The sequence below is a fragment of the Janthinobacterium sp. PC23-8 genome (genome assembly GCF_002250505.1).
Taxonomy (GTDB): Bacteria; Pseudomonadota; Gammaproteobacteria; order Burkholderiales; family Burkholderiaceae_D; genus Janthinobacterium.
Window position 1 is genome coordinate 1,864,428 of the sequence record NZ_NJGY01000001.1, and the last position, 20,007, is coordinate 1,884,434.

General features: G+C 60.0%; 21 protein-coding genes. 6 read left to right on the top strand and 15 right to left on the bottom strand.

Annotated elements, in window-relative coordinates; genetic code table 11:
- Positions 1–35: 35 nt before the first annotated feature.
- The 6 genes from dnaJ to CD932_RS08070 all read right to left on the bottom strand — a co-directional run bounded on the left by dnaJ (position 36) and on the right by CD932_RS08070 (position 8,039).
- Entirely contained in the window at positions 36–1,169 is a 1,134-nt protein-coding gene (gene dnaJ, locus CD932_RS08045; protein ID WP_094442176.1) for a molecular chaperone DnaJ, read from the bottom strand.
- Positions 1,170–1,329: 160 nt separating this feature from the next.
- Complete coding sequence (dnaK, locus tag CD932_RS08050; protein WP_094442177.1) at positions 1,330–3,276, bottom strand: molecular chaperone DnaK; 1,947 nt, start codon at positions 3,274–3,276, stop codon at positions 1,330–1,332.
- A 91-nt stretch (positions 3,277–3,367) separates the two neighbouring features.
- Positions 3,368–3,904, bottom strand: coding sequence for a nucleotide exchange factor GrpE (grpE, locus tag CD932_RS08055; protein ID WP_065306980.1), 537 nt, complete (start codon positions 3,902–3,904; stop codon positions 3,368–3,370).
- A 232-nt stretch (positions 3,905–4,136) separates the two neighbouring features.
- Complete coding sequence (hemH, locus tag CD932_RS08060; protein WP_094442178.1) at positions 4,137–5,246, bottom strand: ferrochelatase; 1,110 nt, start codon at positions 5,244–5,246, stop codon at positions 4,137–4,139.
- Positions 5,247–5,357: 111 nt separating this feature from the next.
- Positions 5,358–7,025, bottom strand: a complete 1,668-nt coding sequence (recN, locus tag CD932_RS08065; RefSeq protein WP_094442179.1) for a DNA repair protein RecN — start codon at positions 7,023–7,025, stop codon at positions 5,358–5,360.
- 63 nt (positions 7,026–7,088) lie between these two features.
- The gene (locus CD932_RS08070; protein ID WP_094443532.1) at positions 7,089–8,039 is read right to left on the bottom strand and encodes an NAD kinase; all 951 of its coding nucleotides are present in this window, start codon (positions 8,037–8,039) and stop codon (positions 7,089–7,091) included.
- Positions 8,040–8,328: 289 nt separating this feature from the next.
- On the opposite strand from CD932_RS08070, the gene CD932_RS08075 reads away from it, so the two are divergent.
- The 4 genes from CD932_RS08075 (at position 8,329) to gloA (ending at position 11,007) form a co-directional block, all read left to right on the top strand.
- Positions 8,329–8,613 (top strand): hypothetical protein, encoded by a 285-nt coding sequence (locus CD932_RS08075; RefSeq protein WP_094442180.1) that lies wholly within the window; start codon positions 8,329–8,331, stop codon positions 8,611–8,613.
- A gap of 107 nt (positions 8,614–8,720) precedes the next feature.
- Positions 8,721–9,956: a sorbosone dehydrogenase family protein gene (locus tag CD932_RS08080; protein ID WP_254926607.1), complete on the top strand. Its 1,236-nt coding sequence runs from the start codon at positions 8,721–8,723 to the stop codon at positions 9,954–9,956.
- 107 nt (positions 9,957–10,063) lie between these two features.
- A complete protein-coding gene (locus CD932_RS08085) occupies positions 10,064–10,486 on the top strand; it encodes an OsmC family protein (protein WP_094442182.1) in 423 nt (140 codons plus the stop codon).
- A gap of 113 nt (positions 10,487–10,599) precedes the next feature.
- The gene (gloA, locus tag CD932_RS08090) at positions 10,600–11,007 is read left to right on the top strand and encodes a lactoylglutathione lyase (protein ID WP_094442183.1); all 408 of its coding nucleotides are present in this window, start codon (positions 10,600–10,602) and stop codon (positions 11,005–11,007) included.
- 72 nt (positions 11,008–11,079) lie between these two features.
- Here gloA and CD932_RS08095 read toward each other — a convergent pair whose 3' ends face one another.
- The 9 genes from CD932_RS08095 to CD932_RS08135 all read right to left on the bottom strand — a co-directional run bounded on the left by CD932_RS08095 (position 11,080) and on the right by CD932_RS08135 (position 18,286).
- On the bottom strand, positions 11,080–12,420 hold the full coding sequence (locus CD932_RS08095; protein ID WP_094442184.1) for a TolC family outer membrane protein: 1,341 nt from the start codon (positions 12,418–12,420) through the stop codon (positions 11,080–11,082).
- 140 nt (positions 12,421–12,560) lie between these two features.
- Complete coding sequence (locus CD932_RS08100) at positions 12,561–12,884, bottom strand: rhodanese-like domain-containing protein (protein WP_094442185.1); 324 nt, start codon at positions 12,882–12,884, stop codon at positions 12,561–12,563.
- A 15-nt stretch (positions 12,885–12,899) separates the two neighbouring features.
- Positions 12,900–13,550 (bottom strand): protein-L-isoaspartate O-methyltransferase, encoded by a 651-nt coding sequence (locus CD932_RS08105; protein WP_094442186.1) that lies wholly within the window; start codon positions 13,548–13,550, stop codon positions 12,900–12,902.
- Positions 13,551–13,715: 165 nt separating this feature from the next.
- On the bottom strand, positions 13,716–14,366 hold the full coding sequence (locus CD932_RS08110) for a TetR/AcrR family transcriptional regulator (protein WP_094442187.1): 651 nt from the start codon (positions 14,364–14,366) through the stop codon (positions 13,716–13,718).
- A gap of 127 nt (positions 14,367–14,493) precedes the next feature.
- Entirely contained in the window at positions 14,494–14,895 is a 402-nt protein-coding gene (locus CD932_RS08115) for a hypothetical protein (protein WP_094442188.1), read from the bottom strand.
- A complete protein-coding gene (locus CD932_RS08120; protein WP_254926513.1) occupies positions 14,882–15,295 on the bottom strand; it encodes a hypothetical protein in 414 nt (137 codons plus the stop codon). Before CD932_RS08120 ends, CD932_RS08115 begins: the two co-directional genes overlap by 14 nt.
- Positions 15,296–15,407: 112 nt before the next feature.
- Positions 15,408–17,720, bottom strand: a complete 2,313-nt coding sequence (locus tag CD932_RS08125; protein WP_254926514.1) for a TonB-dependent siderophore receptor — start codon at positions 17,718–17,720, stop codon at positions 15,408–15,410.
- 108 nt (positions 17,721–17,828) lie between these two features.
- Positions 17,829–18,056, bottom strand: a complete 228-nt coding sequence (locus CD932_RS08130; protein ID WP_094442190.1) for a DEAD/DEAH box helicase family protein — start codon at positions 18,054–18,056, stop codon at positions 17,829–17,831.
- 29 nt (positions 18,057–18,085) lie between these two features.
- Positions 18,086–18,286, bottom strand: a complete 201-nt coding sequence (locus CD932_RS08135) for a DEAD/DEAH box helicase family protein (RefSeq protein ID WP_094442191.1) — start codon at positions 18,284–18,286, stop codon at positions 18,086–18,088.
- A 97-nt stretch (positions 18,287–18,383) separates the two neighbouring features.
- On the opposite strand from CD932_RS08135, the gene CD932_RS08140 reads away from it, so the two are divergent.
- Positions 18,384–19,403, top strand: a complete 1,020-nt coding sequence (locus CD932_RS08140; protein WP_141213208.1) for a hypothetical protein — start codon at positions 18,384–18,386, stop codon at positions 19,401–19,403.
- 74 nt (positions 19,404–19,477) lie between these two features.
- On the top strand, positions 19,478–20,007 hold a 530-nt coding region (locus CD932_RS29280), incomplete at its 3' end, for a transposase (protein ID WP_254926608.1).

The window sequence follows — 20,007 nt, forward strand, 5'->3', positions numbered from 1 at the left end:
TGTGGTGGGCATCCCGGCGATATGGTGATTAATGCTTATTCAAAAAAATCCTTGACCTTGTCTTTCCAGGTCTTGCTTTGCGGGCTGTGCTTGGCACCGCCCTCGGTAGTGGATTTTTCAAAGTCGCGTAATAGTTCTTTTTGTTTATCGGTCAGCTTGACCGGCGTTTCGATCGCCACGTGGCAGAACAGATCGCCCGCGTAGCCGGAGCGCACGCCCTTGATGCCCTTGCCCTTGAGGCGGAAGGTCTTGCCCGACTGGGTGCCTTCAGGGATCGTGAACGACACCTTGCCGTTCAGGGTGGGCACTTCGATATCGCCGCCCAAGGCTGCCTTGGTGAACGAGATCGGCATTTCGCAATGCAGGTCGTCGCCTTCGCGCTGGAATACGGCATGCGCCTTGATGTGGATTTCCACATACAGGTCGCCCGCCGGACCGCCATTCGTGCCCGGTTCGCCGTTGCCGGAGGAACGGATACGCATGCCGTTGTCGATGCCCACTGGAATCTTCACTTCCAGCGTCTTGTTGCGCTTGATGCGGCCCGCACCGGCGCAGGTAGGGCATGGCTCGGGTATCACCTTGCCGCTGCCATGGCATTTCGGGCAGGTCTGCTGGATGCTGAAGAAACCTTGCTGCATGCGTACCTGGCCATGCCCGGCGCACGTGCCGCACGTGACGGGCTGGGTGCCCGGCTTGGCACCGCTGCCATGGCAGGTTTCGCACTTGTCCCAGCTCGGCACGCGGATGGTCGTGTCGAAACCGTGCGCAGCTTGCTCAAGTGTAATTTCCAGGTTGTAGCGCAAATCGGCGCCACGGTACACCTGCGGTCCCGCATTGCGGCTGCGTCCGCCGCCACCGCCAAAGATGTCGCCGAAGATATCGCCGAAGCTGTCGGCAAAGCCGCCAGCGCCGCCGCCGAAGCCGCCACCGCCGCCCATGTTCGGGTCCACGCCGGCATGACCATAGCGGTCGTACGCTTCGCGCTTTTCCGGATTGGTCAGCATTTCGTAGGCTTCTTTGACTTCCTTAAACTTTTCTTCCGATTCCTTACTGTCCGGATTGCGGTCCGGATGGTATTTCATCGCCAGTTTACGGTAAGACTTTTTGATCTCTTCTTCCGAAGCATTTTTTGCGACACCGAGTGTCTCGTAAAAATCACGCTTTGCCATGTTGTCGGCACCTTGCAGTCTATCTACTGATGTAAAAATTACACGAAAAAGCCGAGTCGAGTGCCGCGCTGGGCGGCGACTCGGCTCGGCCGGTCTTCGTGGCTAATGCCGCGATGTAGCGTTCAGCCCGGCTGCCCCCAAGGTACAGGAGCGCAAGAGGTTACTTGCTGTCTTTGACTTCCTTGAAGTCAGCGTCAACCACGTCATCTTGCTTGGCGCCTGCATCGGATGCGCCACCAGGAGCTTGCTGCGCACCTTCTGCACCGCCGGCAGCTTGCTGGGCTTGCATGTCGGCGTACATTTTTTCGCCCAGTTTCTGCGATGCGGTGGACAGTGTTTCCAGCTTGGCGTCGATCTCGGCCTTGTCGCCAGCCTTGATGCTCGCTTCCAGGTCGGTGATGGCCGCTTCGATCTTTTCTTTCTCGCCAGCGTCGAGCTTGTCGCCGTATTCCGTCAGCGATTTGCGGGTCGAGTGTACCAGAGCATCGGCCTGGTTGCGCGACTCGGCCAACTCTTTCACCTTCTTGTCTTCTTCTGCGTTCAACTCGGCATCTTTCACCATCTTCTGGATTTCAGCTTCGGTCAAACCGGAGTTCGCCTTGATGGTGATCTTGTTTTCCTTGCCGGTGGCCTTGTCTTTCGCGCCGACGTGCAAAATGCCGTTGGCGTCGATGTCGAAAGTCACTTCGATCTGTGGCGTGCCGCGCGATGCTGGCGGAATGCCTTCCAGATTGAATTCGCCCAGGCCCTTGTTGCCGGCCGCGATTTCACGCTCACCCTGGTAGACCTTGATGGTCACGGCAGGCTGGTTGTCGTCGGCAGTCGAGAACACTTGCGAGAACTTGGTCGGAATCGTCGTGTTTTTGTGAATCATCTTGGTCATCACGCCACCCAGGGTTTCGATACCCAGGGACAATGGCGTCACGTCCAGCAGCAGCAAGTCCTTGCGTTCGCCCGACAGCACGGAACCCTGGATCGCTGCGCCCACGGCAACGGCTTCGTCCGGGTTCACGTCCTTGCGTGGATCCTTGCCGAAGAATTCCTTCACTTTTTCCTGCACCTTCGGCATACGGGTCATGCCGCCGACCAGGATGATGTCGTCGATGTCAGAAACCTTCACGCCGGCATCCTTGATGGCCATGCGGCAAGGCTCGATGGTCGCGGCAATCAGCTCTTCCACCAGCGACTCCAGCTTGGCGCGCGTCATTTTGAGGTTCAGGTGGACCGGTGCGCCATTGGCCATGGCAATGTACGGCTCGTTGATTTCGGTTTGTTGCGACGACGACAGCTCGATCTTCGCGCGCTCGGCCGAAGCCTTGATGCGCTGCAGTGCGATCGGATCTTTTTTCAGATCGATGCCGTTGATCTTCTTGAATTCGTCAATGATGTAATCGATGATGCGCTGGTCGAAGTCTTCGCCGCCCAGGAAGGTGTCGCCGTTGGTGGCCAGCACTTCAAATTGCTTTTCGCCATCGACGTCAGCGATTTCAATGATCGACACGTCGAACGTGCCGCCACCCAGGTCGTAGACGGCGATCTTGCGATCGCCTTTTTCGTTCTTGTCCAGGCCAAAGGCCAGCGCCGCCGCAGTCGGCTCGTTGATGATGCGCTTGACGTCCAGACCGGCGATACGGCCGGCGTCCTTGGTAGCCTGACGCTGCGAGTCGTTGAAGTAGGCCGGTACCGTGATGACGGCTTCGGTCACTTCTTCGCCGAGGTAGTCTTCGGCGGTTTTCTTCATCTTGCGCAGCACTTCAGCCGAAATTTGCTGTGGAGCCAGTTTTTTGTCGCGCACGCCGATCCACGCATCGCCGTTGTCGGCTTTGGTGATCTGGTAAGGCATCAGCGCGATGTCTTTCTGGACTTCTTTCTCGTCGAACTTGCGACCAATCAGACGCTTGACTGCGAACAGCGTGTTTTTCGGATTGGTCACGGCCTGGCGTTTCGCCGGCGCGCCGACGAGAATCTCGCCATCTTCCTGGTAAGCGATAATCGACGGCGTCGTGCGTGCGCCTTCGGCGTTTTCGATTACCTTTGGTTGACCATTTTCCATGATGGAAACGCAGGAATTTGTGGTTCCCAGATCGATACCGATAATTCTACCCATGATTTATTTCCTTTTATTCGCTAGATTTCAGATGGTTCTTATATGTGGCAAAGCGGCATGGTTTCAAGGCTTGCTTGATGCCGCACTCTGATTATTTTGCTTGCGCGGTGGTCACGATGGCCGGACGCAACAGGCGGTCGGCAATCATATAACCTTTTTGCAACACCGACACGACCGTATTGGCTTCCTGCTCGGCCGGTACCACAGCCACGGCCTGGTGCTTCATCGGATCGAGCTTGTCGCCTTGCGCCGGCAGGATCTCGACCAGGCGGTTGCGCTCGAAAGCCGAGCTCAACTGTTTCAAGGTCATTTCCACGCCTTCTTTCAGCGATTCGATCGTTGGCGCTTCCACCGTCAGCGCCATTTCCAGGCTGTCTTTCACGGGCACCAGGGCTTCGGCAAAGCTTTCAACGGCAAATTTATGTGCTTTAGCAACATCTTCCTGGGCGCGGCGGCGGATATTTTCACCGTCGGCCTTGGCGCGCATGAAGGCATCGTGCATCTCTGCAAGACGCGCTTCGGTACTGGCCAGCTGCTCTTCCAAAGTAGGCTCTGCGGGAGTCGATGGTGCAGCCGCCGCAGCGTCCGCTGGCTGATTAGGTACAGCTTGGTTTTCCTGATCTTGCATCTGAAAAGCTCCTACAATCAATGACTTAATATTAGTTAGGCTACATCGCGCTAGAACACTGAGCGACAGATGGGGCTATATCCCTCTGTTTCAAGGGGGATTGGCAACATCGCCAGAAAAGACCCTCAATGTTACCGGGATTTAGCAGCACGTAGCCGGGCATTCTACCAGTGCGGCAACAGCACCTGCCATTTCGGTGTTGCCATTTAGAAAATTTTGTCTTGCTGAAAAATCAGTTGGCCGCGCCCAGCGCCAGCGCCGCCACGCGTGCCTGTTGCCCATCGCGCTGCGCGGCCGCGCGCTCGGCCGGCGTACGCTGGGTGGGCCAGCCGACCATATGCTGCTCAGCAATTTCTGCCATGCCCGTGATCCAGGCCGGGGTTTCGTTCAGGCAAGGAATATAGTGAAACTGCTGACCGCCCGCCGTTTCGAAATCATGCTTCGCTTCCATCGCGATCTCTTCCAGGGTTTCAAGGCAGTCGCTGGTAAAGCCCGGACACAGCAGATCGACCCGCTTGACGCCCTGCTGCGCCAGAGCGATCAGGGTCGGCGCGGTGTACGGCTGCAGCCACTCGGCCTTGCCGAAGCGCGACTGGAAGGTGACCATATATTGATCTTTATCCAGTTTTAACTGTTCGGCCAGCAAACGCGCCGTTTTCAGGCACTGGCAATGATACGGGTCGCCCAGCATCAGGGTGCGCTTGGGCACACCATGGAAACTCATTACCAGTTTGTCCGGGCGGCCATTGCGTTCCCAGTGCGCCAGCACCGAGTCGCGCAAGGCGGCGATATACGTGTCGTGCTCGTGGTACTGCTTGATAAAGCGCAGTTCCGGCACATTGCGCACCGTCGCGTAATGGCTGAACACGGCGTCATAGATGGAGCCGGTGGTAGTGGCCGAATACTGCGGATAGGCAGGCAGGATCGCTACGCGCTCGCAGCCTTCGCTTTTCAGCTGCGCCAGCACCTCGGGCAAGGACGGCGAACCGTAACGCATGGCCATGGCCACCGTCAGGCCATCATGGCCGCGTTCGGCCAGCGCGCCGGCCAGCAAGGTGGCCTGGTTTTGCGTATGGACTTTCAGCGGCGAGCCCTCCGTGGTCCAGATCGAGGCATATTTCTTGGCCGACTGGCTTGATCGAAACGGCAGGATGATCAGGTTCAGGATACACCACCACACCAGGCGCGGAATTTCCACCACGCGCGGGTCGGACAAGAATTGCTTCAGATAACGCCGCACGGCCGAGGCGGTCGGCGCATCGGGCGTACCGAGGTTGACCAGCACCACGGCGCTGCGCGCGACGGTACCGTGGGTGTGGGGTGGTTCGGGTTGGAAGGGCATGGGGTTCTTTGGAGGCTGGACGGGAAGACACTTATTATAGGGGGACTTGCTTGCGATCAACCCAACTGAAAGGGTCGGGGTCAGACCCAAAGGGTCTGACCCCGACCTCGATTACGTCGCCAAAAGTTCCCGCGCATGCTTGCGCGTGGTGGCCGTGATTTCCAGCCCGCCCAGCATGCGTGCCACTTCCTCGACCCGGGCCTTGGCGTCGAGCATGTCGATACGCGAAGCGGTCTTGCCGTTCTCGAGGGTGCCTTTGGCGACCTGGAAATGCTGGTTCGCCTGGCTGGCCACCTGCGGCAAGTGGGTCACGCACAGCACTTGCCGGCCCTGGCCCAGCCGTTTCAACAGCCGGCCCACCACTTCGGCCACGGCGCCGCCGATGCCGCTGTCGACTTCGTCGAAGATCAGGGTCGGGGTGGTGGTGGCGTGCGAGGTGATCACGGAAATGGCCAGCGCGATCCTCGCCAGCTCGCCGCCGGAGGCCACTTTCGCCAGCGGCTTGGGCGCCGTGCCCGCATGGCCGGCGACGAGGAATTCCACTTGCTCCAGGCCATGCGCGCTCGGCTCGCAGGCGTTCAAAGCGATGTCAAAGCTGCCGCCCGTCATGCTCAGTTCCTGCATCGCGCGCGTGACGGCCTGGCCCAGTTCCAGCGCGGCCGCGCGGCGCGTGACGGACAAGCGTCCGGCCACTTCGCGGTAGTCGGCCTCGATCCTTTCTTCCTGGCGCCGCAAGCCTTCGATATCGCTGGCGTCGGCCAGGTGCTGCAGTTTTTCCGACAGTTTCGCGTGTTCTTCGGGCAATTCTTCGGGCGTGACGCGGAATTTGCGCGCCGCGCTGTGCATCGCTTCCATGCGCGCGTCGAGCTGGTGCAGCCGCTCAGGGTCCAGTTCCACCCGGTCCAGGTAATTGTTCAGCGCGTAGACGGATTCCTGCAGCTGGATGCGCGACGATTCGATCAGGTCGATAATCGGCTGCAGTTCCGCATCGACCGACACCAGCTTGCCCAGCTTCTGGTTCAGCGTGGCCAGCTGGGAAAGCACCGGGTGTTCTTCCGCTTCGGAAATAATCGACAAGGCTTCCTGCGCCCCTTCGAGCAGGCTGGCCGCATGCGACAGGCGGCTGTGCTCGTTGGTAATTTCTGTCCATTCACCGGGCTTTGCTGCCAGTTTTTCCAGCTCGCCCACCTGCCATTCGAGCCGTTCGCGCTCGTACAGCACATTGGCGGCATTGGTTTCGAATTCTTCGCGCTGGCGCACCAGCGCGCGCCAGCGCTTGTGCAAGGCAGCCACCTGGCGCGCGTCCTGTTCCGCGCCCGCCTCGCGCGCCGTCGCCTGGCCGTCGAGCAAGGCGCGCTGCGCTTCGCTTTTCAGCAGCGACTGGTGCGCATGCTGGCCGTGGATGTCGACCAGCATGTCGCCCAGCTCGCGCAGTTGCGCGGCGGTGGCGGCGATGCCGTTGATATAGGCTTTCGAGCGGCCCGCATTGTCGATCACGCGGCGCAGCAGGGCGCCGCCGTCATCGTTGGCAAATTCATTGGCCACCAGCCAGGCCTGCGCCACCTCGCTGACGGAAAAATCGGCCGTGATGTCGGCCTTGGCCGCGCCTTCGCGCACCACGCTGGCGTCGCCGCGCCCGCCCAGCGCCAGCGTCAGCGCATCGATCAGGATGGACTTGCCGGCGCCTGTTTCGCCCGTGAGCACGCTGAAGCCGGCGGAAAACTCCAGCTCGATGGTATCGACAATGACAAAATCGCGGATGGACAGTGTATGGAGCATGGCTTCAGTGGTTGGGCGGCAGCGCCGCGTGGTTGGCGTGGGTTGGCGTAAAAGGCAACGCGCTTAAACGAGTTTGCCCTCGCCGGACGGATACTCGTTCCAGTGCAGCTTTTCGCGCAGGGTGTTGTAATAACTCCAGCCTTCGGGATGGAGGAAAGTAATGGTGTGCGGCGAACGGCGGATCAGAATGCGGTCTTGCTGCAGCAGGCTGGCAAAGGTTTGCATGTCGAAGTTGACGCTGATATCGCGCCCGCGCACGATTTCCACCACGATCTGGCTTGAATCGGGCAGCACGATGGGCCGGTTCGACAGCGCGTGCGGCGCGATCGGCACCAGCACGATGCCACCCAGGGTGGGATGCAGCAGCGGACCGCCGGCCGACAGCGCATAAGCGGTCGAGCCGGTCGGCGTGGCAATGATCAACCCGTCCGAGCGCTGGTTGTACATGAAATGGCCGTCCACTTCGACCCGCAGTTCGGCCATGCCGGCGCCGGCGCCGCGCGCAACCACCACGTCGTTGACGGCCATGCCGACATGAATCGCCTTGCCATCACGCAGCACGTTACCTTCGAGCAAGGTGCGGCGCTCGGCTTCGAAATGCCCGCCTAAAATGTCCGCCAGCACCGGCAGCATGCGCTCGATCGGTATATCGGTCATGAAACCCAAACGGCCCTGGTTGATGCCGATCAAAGGAACGTCATACGGCGCCAGCTGGCGCGCGATGCCCAGCATGGTGCCGTCGCCGCCCATGACGATGGCGCAGTCGACACAAGCGCCAATCTCGGCGGCCGACATGGCGGCCACGCCGGCCACGTCGAGGTGGGTGGCGGTTTCCGCCTCGAACACCACGGTATGGCCCAGGCCGCGCAGGAAGTCGATAATGCTTTTGACGGGTTCGGCAATGCCATCGGTATTCTGGCGCACGACCAGCGCGATGGTCTTGCGCCCCAGGTTGAAACCGGAACCCGGGGCTGGCGGGGCTGGCGGAAGATCGGCGTGGTTATCGACGGGCATAAAAATCTCGGCAAATGAATTCGTTGGCAAGTCGCCCCAGGGCTGTCGCGATCAGCACGCCACCACCACGAAATACTGTATATATTCACAGTATAGTGCGGTAGCGGGCCCGCTGCAAGGGGCGTTCGGTAAGTCGTGCATGCAGTGTAATCGGGATGGCGGGCGCGGGGGAGAAGAAAAGATCGGCCCCTGCGTGCGCCAGCGCGCCCTCGGCAGGGAAATCCGCTTGCGTGCTCTGGCATGCGCAGGGACACTGACAGCCTGTCATCCATTGCCTCAGGAGGCCGATATGGTTACCGAACGCAGCGAGCGCAGCAGCGAGCGCAAGATCAATACCGATGAGAAAGTACAAAACGATGGCGTGGACCGCCTGCCGCACGAGCGCGACGAATCGCCCGACGCACAGAACGTCAAGCCGCGCGACCTCATGAAGCAGGCCGCCAGCGACCTGGAACAAGGGCTGGTCGACACCGACCTGCGCAACGGGCCCGGCGTCGAGAAGGTCAAGCCGGCGCCGCCCCGCCAAGCCAGGCCAGCTTCCGACCTGACATCCAAAAAAACCCGCCAAACCTGATCCCGGAGCCTGCCATGCCCTTTCCCGCCCCCCGTTTGCGCGTTTCCCTGCTGGCCCTGGCCGCCGCCACGGCCTTCGCCGGCGCCGGTAGTGCGCTGGCGCAAGCCATGCCGCCCGGCTTCGGCCCCAATCCGACCTTGCCCAAGCCATCGAAGCAATTGATCCCCACGGTGCAGGTGGCGCCGGTGGAGCGCTGGACCGGCGACGCCAAACCGACGGTGGCGGCCGGTTTTGCCATCCATGCGCTGGCGCGCGACCTCGACCATCCGCGCTGGGTGTATGTGCTGCCCAATGGCGACGTGCTGGTAGCCGAAACCAATGCCCCGCCCAAGCCCGAGGACGGCAAGGGCATCAAGGGCAAGATCATGAAGATGACCATGAAAAAGGCCGGCGCCGGCACGCCCACAGCCAACCGCATCACCCTGTTGCGCGGCGTGAACGCGAACGGCGTGGCGCAGACGCGCACCGTCTTCATGCAAGGCTTGCATTCGCCCTTCGGCATGGCGCTGGTCGGCAAGGAGCTGTATATCGCCAATGCCGACGCGCTGGTCAAGGTGCCCTATGAAGCAGGCCAGACCGAGATTACCGCCAAGCCGGTCAAGGTGATGGACTTGCCGGGCGGCCCCATCAACCATCACTGGACCAAGAACGTGGTGGCCAGCCCCGACGGCAAGTATTTATATGTGTCGGTCGGCTCGAACAGCAATGTGGCCGAGAACGGCATGGGCGCCGAAGAAGGCCGCGCGGCGATCTGGCAGGTTGAGATTGCCACCGGCAAGCCGCGCATTTTTGCCAGCGGCCTGCGCAACCCGAACGGCATGGCCTGGCAGCCCACCAGCAAGGCGTTGTGGACGGCCGTCAATGAACGCGACGAGCTCGGTGATGAGCTGGTGCCCGACTACATGACCTCGGTCAAGGACGGCGGCTTCTACGGCTGGCCCTACAGCTATTACGGCCAGAACGTCGACCAGCGCGTGAAACCGCCACGGCCGGAACTGGTGGCCAAGGCTATCGCGCCCGACTATGCACTGGGCGCGCACACGGCCTCGCTGGGCCTGGCGTTTTACGAAGGCAAACAGTTCCCCGACAGCTATCAGGGCGGCGCATTTATCGGCCAGCATGGCTCATGGAACCGCAAGCCGTTCAGCGGCTACAAGGTGATCTTCGTGCCGTTTGCCGATGGCAAGCCGTCGGGACCGCCACAGGATTTCGTCGATGGCTTTCTTGATCGCAAGGGCAACGCCCAGGGACGCCCGGTCGGCGTGGCCATCGACAAGGAAGGTGCGCTGCTGGTGGCCGACGATGTGGGCAATGTGATCTGGCGCGTGACGACCTCGCCTTGAACGGCCGATGGCAGGGGGACGATCATCGCCCTGTGTGACGCACCGAACGGTGGCATGGCCTGGCGTCGCGCATGATGGCCGCTCGAACCCAAGCAAAGGAGCACAGCATGAAAAAATCAGGATCAGCCGTCTGGAGTGGCGGCCTCAAGGATGGCAAGGGCTTTATTTCCAGCCAGAGCGGTGCGCTCGACAATATCGCCTATGGCTTCAATACCCGTTTTGAAGATGGTCCGGGCAGCAATCCGGAAGAATTGATCGGCGCCGCCCATGCGGCCTGCTTTACCATGGCCCTGTCGGGCAAGCTGGGCGAAGCGGGCCTGAGCGCCACCGCGCTGAAAACCACGGCGCAGGTCAGTCTGGACAAGGTCAATGGCGAATACGCCATCACCGCCGTGCATCTGACCCTGGTGGCCACCATTCCGGGCGCCACCGACGAGGTATTCCAGGATGCGGCGCGGCGCGCCAAGCTGGGCTGCCCGGTATCGAAACTGCTGGTAGCGAACATCACGCTCGACGCCACGCTGGAATAAGTCCACGCACCGTTCCATGCCGCCAGAGAACGCGCGGCGGGAGCGGTGTTCTGCAAGAATCGCATAAAACGCCTAGAATCCTGCCACTGCCTCATTCATACCAAGGATACAAGATGCGTATTTTGCACACCATGTTGCGGGTCGGCGACCTGCAGCGCTCCATCGATTTCTACACCAGGGTGCTGGGCATGAAGTTGCTGCGCACCAGCGACAATCCGGAATATCAGTACACGCTGGCCTTTGTCGGCTACGGCTCGAACCCGGACCATGCGGAACTGGAACTGACCTACAACTACGGCACGACCAGCTATGACCTGGGCACGGCTTACGGCCATATCGCCATTTCGGCCGACGATATCGTCGCCGCCTGTGAGGCGGCGCGCAGCAATGGCGGCAACGTCACGCGCGAGCCGGGCCCGGTCAAGGGCGGCACCACCGTGATCGCCTTTATTACCGACCCGGACGGCTACAAGATCGAACTGATCGAACGCAAGTTCGACGGCCATGGCGGCGGGCTGTAATCGAGCGGACCACAGCCACCGACGAAAAAAAACCAGCGCAGCCGCTGGTTTTTTTGTTACTGCAAGATCCGCTTAACGATCAAGCAAGGCGTTGACCGGCACCAGGTCGGTTTCCTTCAGAGTGCCGGCGGCGGCCTTCAGGCGCAGGCCATTCATGATGGTGTCGTAACGCGCTTTCGACAGATCTTTCTGTGTCGAAAACAATTGTTTCTGTGCATTCAAGACGTCGATATTGATGCGCACGCCCACCTGGTAGCCCAACTGGTTCGATTCCAGCGCCGACTTGCTCGACACTTCCGCCGCTTCCAGCGCCTTCACTTGCGCCATGCCGCTGTTGACGCCCAGGAAAGCCTGGCGCGCATTTTGCGAGGCCGAACGGCGTGCCGTCTCCAGGTCGTTGCGGGCCTTGTTTTCCAGCGCGATCGATTGGCGCACGGCGCTGGTGACGGCAAAGCCGCTGAAAATCGGGATGCTCCACTGTACGCCGATGGCGTTGTTGTTGCTGCCGCTGCCATTGCCGCCACCAGAGGTATAGGTATGACCGGCGTTGGCGATCAGGTCCAGGGTCGGGTAATGGCCGGCGCGGTTGCGGCCGATGTCGCGCTTGGCAGACTCCACGTTGAACTGGGCCGTGACGACGCCGAAGTTCTGCTCTTCGGCCGAGCTGACCCACGGTTCGATGTTGGCCGGCTGCGGCGCGCTGAGCACCACGCCGGCGCGCATCGGAGACAAATTCGTCGGCGCTTCGCCGATAATCGTTTGCAAGGCGCTGCGCTTGTTGGCCAGGTCATTGATGGCGGCAAACTCCTGCGCCACCACCAGGTCATATGCCGCCTGCGCTTCATGCGTATCGGTAATGGTCTGCGTGCCGACCTCGAAATTGCGCTTGGCCGAGGCCAGCTGTTCGGTGGTCGCCACTTTTTGCGCCTGTGTCGCACCCAGGTTGTCCTGCGCGCTCAGCACGTCGAAATACGCTTGCGCCACGCGCGTGATCAGGTCCTGCTGCACCTGCGCAAACTGGGCTTCGGCAATCGCCTGCGCCAGCTTGCTTTGCTGATAGGTTTCCCAGCGGTCCCAGCGGAACAGCGGCTGGGCCAGGGTCAGGTTGTAGCTGTTGGTGCGCACATTGACCGATGGCGAAGTGATCTTGTTGCCGCCCTGGTTCTGCGTGATCTGCTCGGCATTGCCACGCGTATTGCTGCCCGAGGCGGACACCTGCGGCAACAAGCCGGCCAGGCCCTGCGGAACCCGCTCCATCCCGGCCGACAGGGCCGCGCGCGCGCTGGCGTACTGCGCGTCATTGGCCAGCGCCTGCTGGTAGACCTGGATGAGATCGGCCGCCTGTGCTTGCAGCGAGCATGTCATCGAGACAAAGGCGCTGGTCATCAGTACGGCGATAAGGGGTTTCCGCATTGCATTTCTCCGTGGGAGTCGTCAAAAGTTGATGGATACAAGAATCGGATGCTGCCTGCCGCCCGCCCGGATCAGACGGGTGCGGGTCTCCTCGGGCTTGCGCACGGCACAGGCCCGGGATGGCGTCGACCAGGAACTACTTAATATTTTGCCATGCTGGCGTCGACCTGCAACGCCCAGGCGTGCATGCCGCCCGTCAGATTACTGACCTTGCCAAAACCATGGCGTTCCAAAAACGCCGCCACCTGCATGCTGCGCGCGCCGTGATGGCAGATGCAGACGATCTCGGTCTCTTCATCGAGATCGTCGATGCGCGCCGGGATCGAGTTCATCGGCATCAGGGTGGCGTCGTCCAGATGGCACAGTTCGAATTCCCACGGTTCGCGCACGTCGAGCAGGAAGGGGCGCGGACGGGAAGGATCAGCCAGCCAGGCGGCCAGTTGCGGTGCGCTCAGGATCTCCATTGCATCCTCGCCGCCTCAGAACTGGAAGTGCGACGGCGGCACGGCCTGCAGCGGCGCCACGCTGGTTTCAAATACCTTGCGCGTGTCGTAAGCCTTGTCGGACGTGCGCGTGACCAGGTGCGCCGACATGATCGGCGCTTCACCGATAATGGCCAGGATGCGGCCGCCCACCTTGACCTGTTGCAAAATCGCCTCAGGCAGCACCGGCAGCGCGCCCGAGATAACGATCACATCGTAGGGTGCGCCTGCGCTCCAGCCCTGCGCACCGTCGCCCAGCAGCACATTGACATTGGTCACGCCATTGGCGGCCAGGGTCTTTTCGGCTTGCTGTTTCAATTGCGGCTGGATTTCCACGGTGGTCACATGACGCGCCTTGTGCGCCAGCAAGGCCGCCATGTAGCCGCTTCCGGTACCGATTTCCAGCACATTTTCGTGCTTTTTGACGGCAACTTCCTGCAAGATGCGCGCTTCGAGCTTGGGCGTCAACATGCTTTCGCCGCCGCCCAGCGGGATTTCGGAATCGACGAAGGCCAGGTTCTTGTAGGCAACGGGGACGAAATCTTCACGCTTGACCACGTTCAACAGCTCCAGCACGTCGATGTCCAATACGTCCCACGGACGGATTTGCTGTTCGATCATATTGAAGCGGGCTTGTTCGATATTCATCTTTGGACTCGGTAAGTGAAGTAATAATCCGCCATTTTATCGTTGAACTGGCTGAAAGCACATGTTAACCATAAAGAGGGGCCGTGGAGGAAATTTGCGACGATCTGCAGATTTGAGGGAGTGAACCTGGCAAAGGCGTAACTGAACGGTAACATTGTGCGTGGCTCAGGCGCCCACGGACGGGTTCACCTGCAATCCGCGCAAGCTCATGTCGATAAAGGTATTGAGGTAGGCGATGGGGTCGATGTCATTCACATCACAGGGCAAAAAGGAATGCGTCCACATGATCAGCATGGTCATCGGCGCACACAGGATGGCGCTGACCAGCACCGGATCGACCTGGCGAAACTCGCCGCGCCGCATGCCGCGCTCGATCAGTCTGGCGATCAGGGCATTGCCGCGTTGCACGACTTCTTCGTTGTAAAACTGCGCCAGCTCCGGGAAATTATTGTTTTCCGCCATCATCAGCTTGGTCAGGCCGGCCAGCTTGGTGGCGCCGAACTCTTCCCACCACTGCATCATCATGCCGCGCAACAGCTCGCCGCTGCTGGCGTCCGACGCGGCCATACTGGTTTCCGCTTTGCCGATCGAATGGACAATATTGTCGCGCACCACTGCCTTGAACAGTTCCTGCTTGTTTTCAAAATACAGGTACAACGTGCCTTTCGACACGCCGGCACGCTTGGCCACGTCTTCCAGGCGCGTCGAGGCAAAACCCCGCTCGACAAACAGGTCGAGCGCGGCGGCCAGCAATTCCTGCGGCCGCGCATCCTTGCGCCGCTCCCAGCGCGGCTTGCTATCCATCGGGACTTCCATGTGCGATTCCGGGTAACTTACTTCTAAGTCATTAATCTTAGACTTGTATAGAAGCAAGGTCAAGACGGAATGTCTTGTTACGTCGGAATAGAAACTGGGATGGCAGATCGGACGCCAGCCTGGGCTATCAGTGGGATGACTTTCCATCCTTTGCGAGCAGTTCTCCTGCCATCTCGATTGCCTGCTCACGTGAAGCAGCAAGCAGCATAGGGTAGCCCCAGAACTTGGCAAAAACTACCGCAAATGCCTTGAAACCAAGACGTTTGGCCGCGTTGGGTTCGATCATGATCATTGCCAGAACCAGCTTTCGCAATGCAACCTTTTGCTTTTTCATCCAGAGCGCGGTGCGTTTGTTTTCTTCCGGCGAGTGTTCATGGTCTTCGGCAGGTACGGTATCGGTCAAGAGCACGAAGGGCTCGCCGCGCTGCAAATTGGCCTCGAATTCGTCGAAATCCTTCTGGTGATCATGTCCTGGTTCTTGTGTAAAATTCATCCAGACCAGGGGGAAGTTGGAATTATTGATAGACATGATTGTTGCCTTTGCTGTTGATGTGACGCCAGGTGACCGCAATGGCGAACACGCCGGGTAACGTAATGAAAAATATTGCCGAGAAAGCAAGGTACCAGCCGTCGCGCAAGCCGTCGGCGATCCCCCCGAGGGTATTGAGGACGACCAGCAGGCTGCCGAGGACCAGGACGACCCACTGCGACGTACGGGTTCCGATCAATGCGATAAGTACCGTGACGATCCAGCAACCATAGAACGCGGAAAACATCCACAGTACGCCGGGCTCAAACGTGATCGCCGGTGTGGTTCCCTGCGCTCTCACAAAGTCGTTGACGTAGAAGAACAGCTGGAAGGTGACAAAAAGCACGGCGCCGGCGGCTGTCGTCAACCAGAACAGGGCGACCTTGTTTGGGTTGTTCATGGCCAGGTCTTGTGGGCTTGGGGCGGGCTGTAGGGGCATAGGAGCTTTCTCTATAATCAATGGTTGTATGTCTGCGGATTTCCAACGGGTGCAGCGTTCGCCTGCGGGCAAATCAATACCTGTAGTTCAGCGTCACCATCACGTTGCGTGGTGCGCCATAACTCACGGTGTCGAAATCGCCCTTCTGTAGCGCGTACTTCCTGTCGAACACGTTGTTGAGGTTGACGGCTGCGGTGAGCTTCTTCGTGATGGCGTAATTCCCCATCAGTGATGCCAGGGCATAAGAAGCTTGTTCCCCGCCCAGCGAACTGGTGCCAGTGTTGGGCGCCTGGTAGAAGCGGCTTTGCCATTTGACGCCGCCGCCGAGCGTCAGCTTGCTCCACGCCCCGGGCAACTGCCAGGTGGTGGAAAGCTGGGCCGTGGTACGCGGTATTTGCGAATTCAAGCGAACGCCCATGCCATCTTGCGCAGTGAAGTGAGCGATACCGGCGTAGAGGTTCCAGCCGCGCGCCAGTTCGCCCTGCACATCAAGCTCGATGCCGCGCGATTTCGTCCCATCCGCGCCCTTATAGGCTTGGGCGCCGGCTGGCGTAGTGGTTCCGGCGACCATCTGTGCCGCGTTGCCCAACTTGCTCTCGAACAAGGCCACCGACGCATTCAGACGCCCGTCCATGTAAGCGCCTTTGAGGCCGATTTCCTTGGTTTTCCCGTTTGACGGCGTGAGCACGTTGCCCTTGCTGTCCCGATAGTCGGTTTGCGGATTGAAGATGCCCGTGTAGCTGGCGTAGGCCGAATAGGTCTTGTCGATGTCGTAGATCAAGCCGGCATACGGCGTGAATTCACCGCTCTTTTTGTAGTGCAACGACGTGCCACCGACGACGTCGTCGATTTCGTAGTCGCTGAAACGGCCGCCAACGATGAGTTTCAGAGGCTCGGCCAGCGAGAACCGGGCTGCGCCATAGACACCGCCCTGCTTGATACGGGTGCGGGTCGGTATCGACGCCATGGTATCGAAGTTGGGACGGGGAAAGGCCGGGCTCAGGTCATGGACATTGACCGGCGCAAAGCCTGCAAAGAACGGTGCGATATCGTCCTGGCTGGCCGTGCGGCGCGAACTCGTCGCCCCCACCACCAGGTCATGTTGGCGACCCAGCAGTTTGAAGGGGCCGCTCGCCATCACGTCGAAGGTGTTTTGACGGCTGCGACCTTCGGCCGCCAGCGCTACCGGAAAGGCCCCATAGGGAAAGGAGCCCAGTCCCGTGGCGCGATCGGGGCGGCCGACCAGGCCGAGCAGTTCGGCATCGTATTCGGTGCGGTACTGGTTGGCGACGGCCCGGAGTTTCCACCCGTTATCAAAACGGTGTTCGATCCCGGCAAACGCCGTCTTGAAGGTGCTGTTCCAATGACTCCAGTCCTGCGCGTAGTTCTTGGAGCGTGCATACTGCGCCTGCGTCCCATCACTGAACCATAGCGGCAAACCGCCCCAGGTCGAGCCCTTCGGCGTGATGTCCTGGTAGTCATAGCCCAGGCTCACTGTCGTGTCCGGGGTCAGATCGGCCTCGAGGATGCCGTAGAGCGCCTTCCTCTTCGGCTTGTAGCCGTCGATGTACGAGTGTCCGTCCTGGTACGTCCCTACCATGCGCGCGCGGATGCGGCCGTCCTCGGTCAACGGCGTCGAGATGTCGCCCATGCCCCGGTGGGTATCCCAGCTCCCGGCGCCAAGCGAGGCGGACGCCGAGAATTCACGGCTCGGCCGTTTGCGCACCAGGTTGATGGCGGCCGAGGGGTTGCCGGTGCCGGTCAGTAAACCTGAGCCGCCGCGCACCACCTCGACACGATCATGGAATGCAGTATCGAGAGAACCGATGCCGCTACCGTTGACGATGTCGCCGACGACGGTGGGGATGCCATCGTACTGTACGTTGTTGATCAAAAAACCACGCGAATAGAAACTCGTCCGTTCGCTGTCGGACTGGTACGACGAGACGCCGGTGGTGCTCTCCAGCACGCCCTGCACCGAATTCAATTGCTGGTCGTCCATGCGCTGGCGCGTGATCACCGTCACCGACTGCGGTGTTTCCCGCAGCGACAGCGGCAGGTGCGTCGCCACCGCCGTCTGGCCCGTGGTATAGGAGCCGCTACCTTCGGTGGTCGCCGACTCCATGCGGCCCATGACGACAATGGCCGGCAAGGCTATCTCCTCTTGAGACGTCCCCCCTGCCCTGGTTTGTATCTGCCCCGACTCGGCGGCGACTGCGCCCTGCGCGCCAATCAGAACTGCCGCCGCGACTGCCGAGCCCAGCACGGTGCGGGAGGTGCTCCCGATGGCGCCCTTGTACGGCCTGTCCAGATGAGGACGGACGGCGGGCTCTGCCCGCATATCGATTGACCAACGGAACTTCCCTGCTGTTGTGAGGATGGGCATAAACAAGACTCATTTGCATTTAGATGCTCTATTTAACAATAGACAGAGGTGGAGGCAATAGTGAAACCAGGCCAGATTGTTATTCGCTTAGGCCAACCTGACAGGAGCTCAGCGCACGCCGTGAACCCCGACGATCTTGGCTAGTTCGAACGACGTGATGAGTTCGGCCCAAGTTGCAGCGCAGCTGTGCGCTGCTTCGTCAACGATGACCAAGTCGATATCGTCACCGATGTTCAGCCGCGCGCGACACGTACGCAGTGTTTCGATGCCACACACAAACACGTTCGCCTCCGGGTCGTAACCTCGGCCGGTGGCAACTTGGCTGTGCTCAAGCACCGTACTTGGCCAGCGTGTTTGAGAGCTGGTCAACGAGGATAGCGCGCGGCGCAGTAATGAGCACCCAGTGTGTGCTTGGCGCGGCCCCAGGCAATCAGGTCGGCAATCATCATCGACTTGCCAGACCCGGTAGGGCTAACAGCCAGCACGCGCTGGTGTACCTGGCAAGCCGCCTTGGTCGCGTCCATCAGCGTTTGCTGGTGGTCGCGGAGTTTGATACCTGGTTTCATTGTGTGGAATCGGTTGATTGATTACACGTATAGGTACCGGCTTTACACGCGAATGCACGAATAGCGACGGGGTTGAAAAGCTCGCGGTGGACGGGTATTGCTTTATCAAAAATATCCGGGCAATCTGCGACTATCTATGTCAACAACCGAAAAGGCAGCAATGCGCCGCCGTATCACCACAGCTTTTTTGCTTTCAACTGCGGCTGCTCCCGCCTATGCGCGCGGCTCCAGCGATAATGGCCTGGTCGTTATCTTTGTGGGGCTAGCTGTTATTTGGGCGGTGTACTGGCTCTTCTCGACCATGGTGGCGAAAGAGGTAGGCCGCCAAATGGTAAAGCGGAACCAAGAAATGGACGTTAAAGAAAGGGTGGAGCGTGCAAAGAGCGCCGCGCTTGCAGAGCAGGACCGGGCATGCAACACTGCGCTGTTCAACCAAAGAAAAGCAGAGCTGATTGCACTTTCGGCGGCGTTCAATACGAGCTATGTTGATGGGCGTAAGTGGCTAGCCAATTTTGTCGCAGAAGCCTTTCGTGCCCCCGACGAAGCGACGGCACGAGCCTTGGAAACAAAGAAAAACCCGGCACACAAGGCTGCCGAGCAGGTTCGTCGAATCGGTACGGAAAAGAAGGAGATTACAGAGCGACTTAAACAACTTGAGTACACTCTTAAAACGTTTTACGAGTACTACCCCGCTCTCGAGCAATACCGCGACGACATCTTGAACGAGGAAGCTACGCTTGACCTCGACGATGACGACGATGCCGAATCTGACCGAGTGTCTCGCTACATCAGTGTTCAGGAGTATCAGCGCTTAACACCGGTAGAGCGAAATCAACTGGCTTTGGAAAAGTGGAAAGCCCGCCCAAAATCGTCGGTCGAAATTGGCCGAATGTATGAGCGCTATCTCGGGCACCTGTACGAAATCGACGGTTGGACCGTCACGTTTTTCGGAGCTACAGAAGGCTTGCAGGACCTTGGTCGCGATCTACTGTGCGTTAAAGATAGCGTGATGCACGTTGTGCAGGCGAAGTACTGGGCGAAGCACAAGACGCTACATGAAAAACACATCTTCCAACTTTACGGCACCACGGTGCTGTTGCCGTTAACAGGGTGTTGAATTAATCGCTGTGCCCGTCAACCGTCACGGGCCGGTAAACGTTGTTGCATCAGCCCCACTTCCCCACCGCCATCATGCGCAAGACCGACGTCACCCAGCACTCTCTGTACAGCTACCGCTCGTTGGAAGAACGCATCCCGAATGCGCATCCCTTGCGCAAATTGCGGGTGCTGGTCGACGCCATCCTGGTCAATATGAACGATGATTTCCAGGCGCTGTATTCGCGTCGGGGCCGTCCTTCGATTGCCCCGGAACGCCTGCTGCGCGCCAGCCTGATCCAGACGCTGTTCTCCATCCGTTCCGAGCGCCAATTGGTGCAGCACATCGATTACAACCTGCTCTACCGCTGGTTCGTCGGCATGAATCTCGACGAGGCCGTGTGGAATCACTCAACCTTCAGCGCCAACCGTGAGCGCCTGTTCAGCGAAGCGATGACACAGCGTTTCTTCGCCCAGGTGCTGCGCATCGCCGAATGGAAAAACCTCGTTTCGGACGAGCATTTCACCGTTGACGGCACCATGATCGAGGCGTGGGCATCGGTCAAGAGCTTCACCAGGAAGGACGGCAGCGGACCGCCGCCGAGCGACGGCGGGCGCAACGCCAC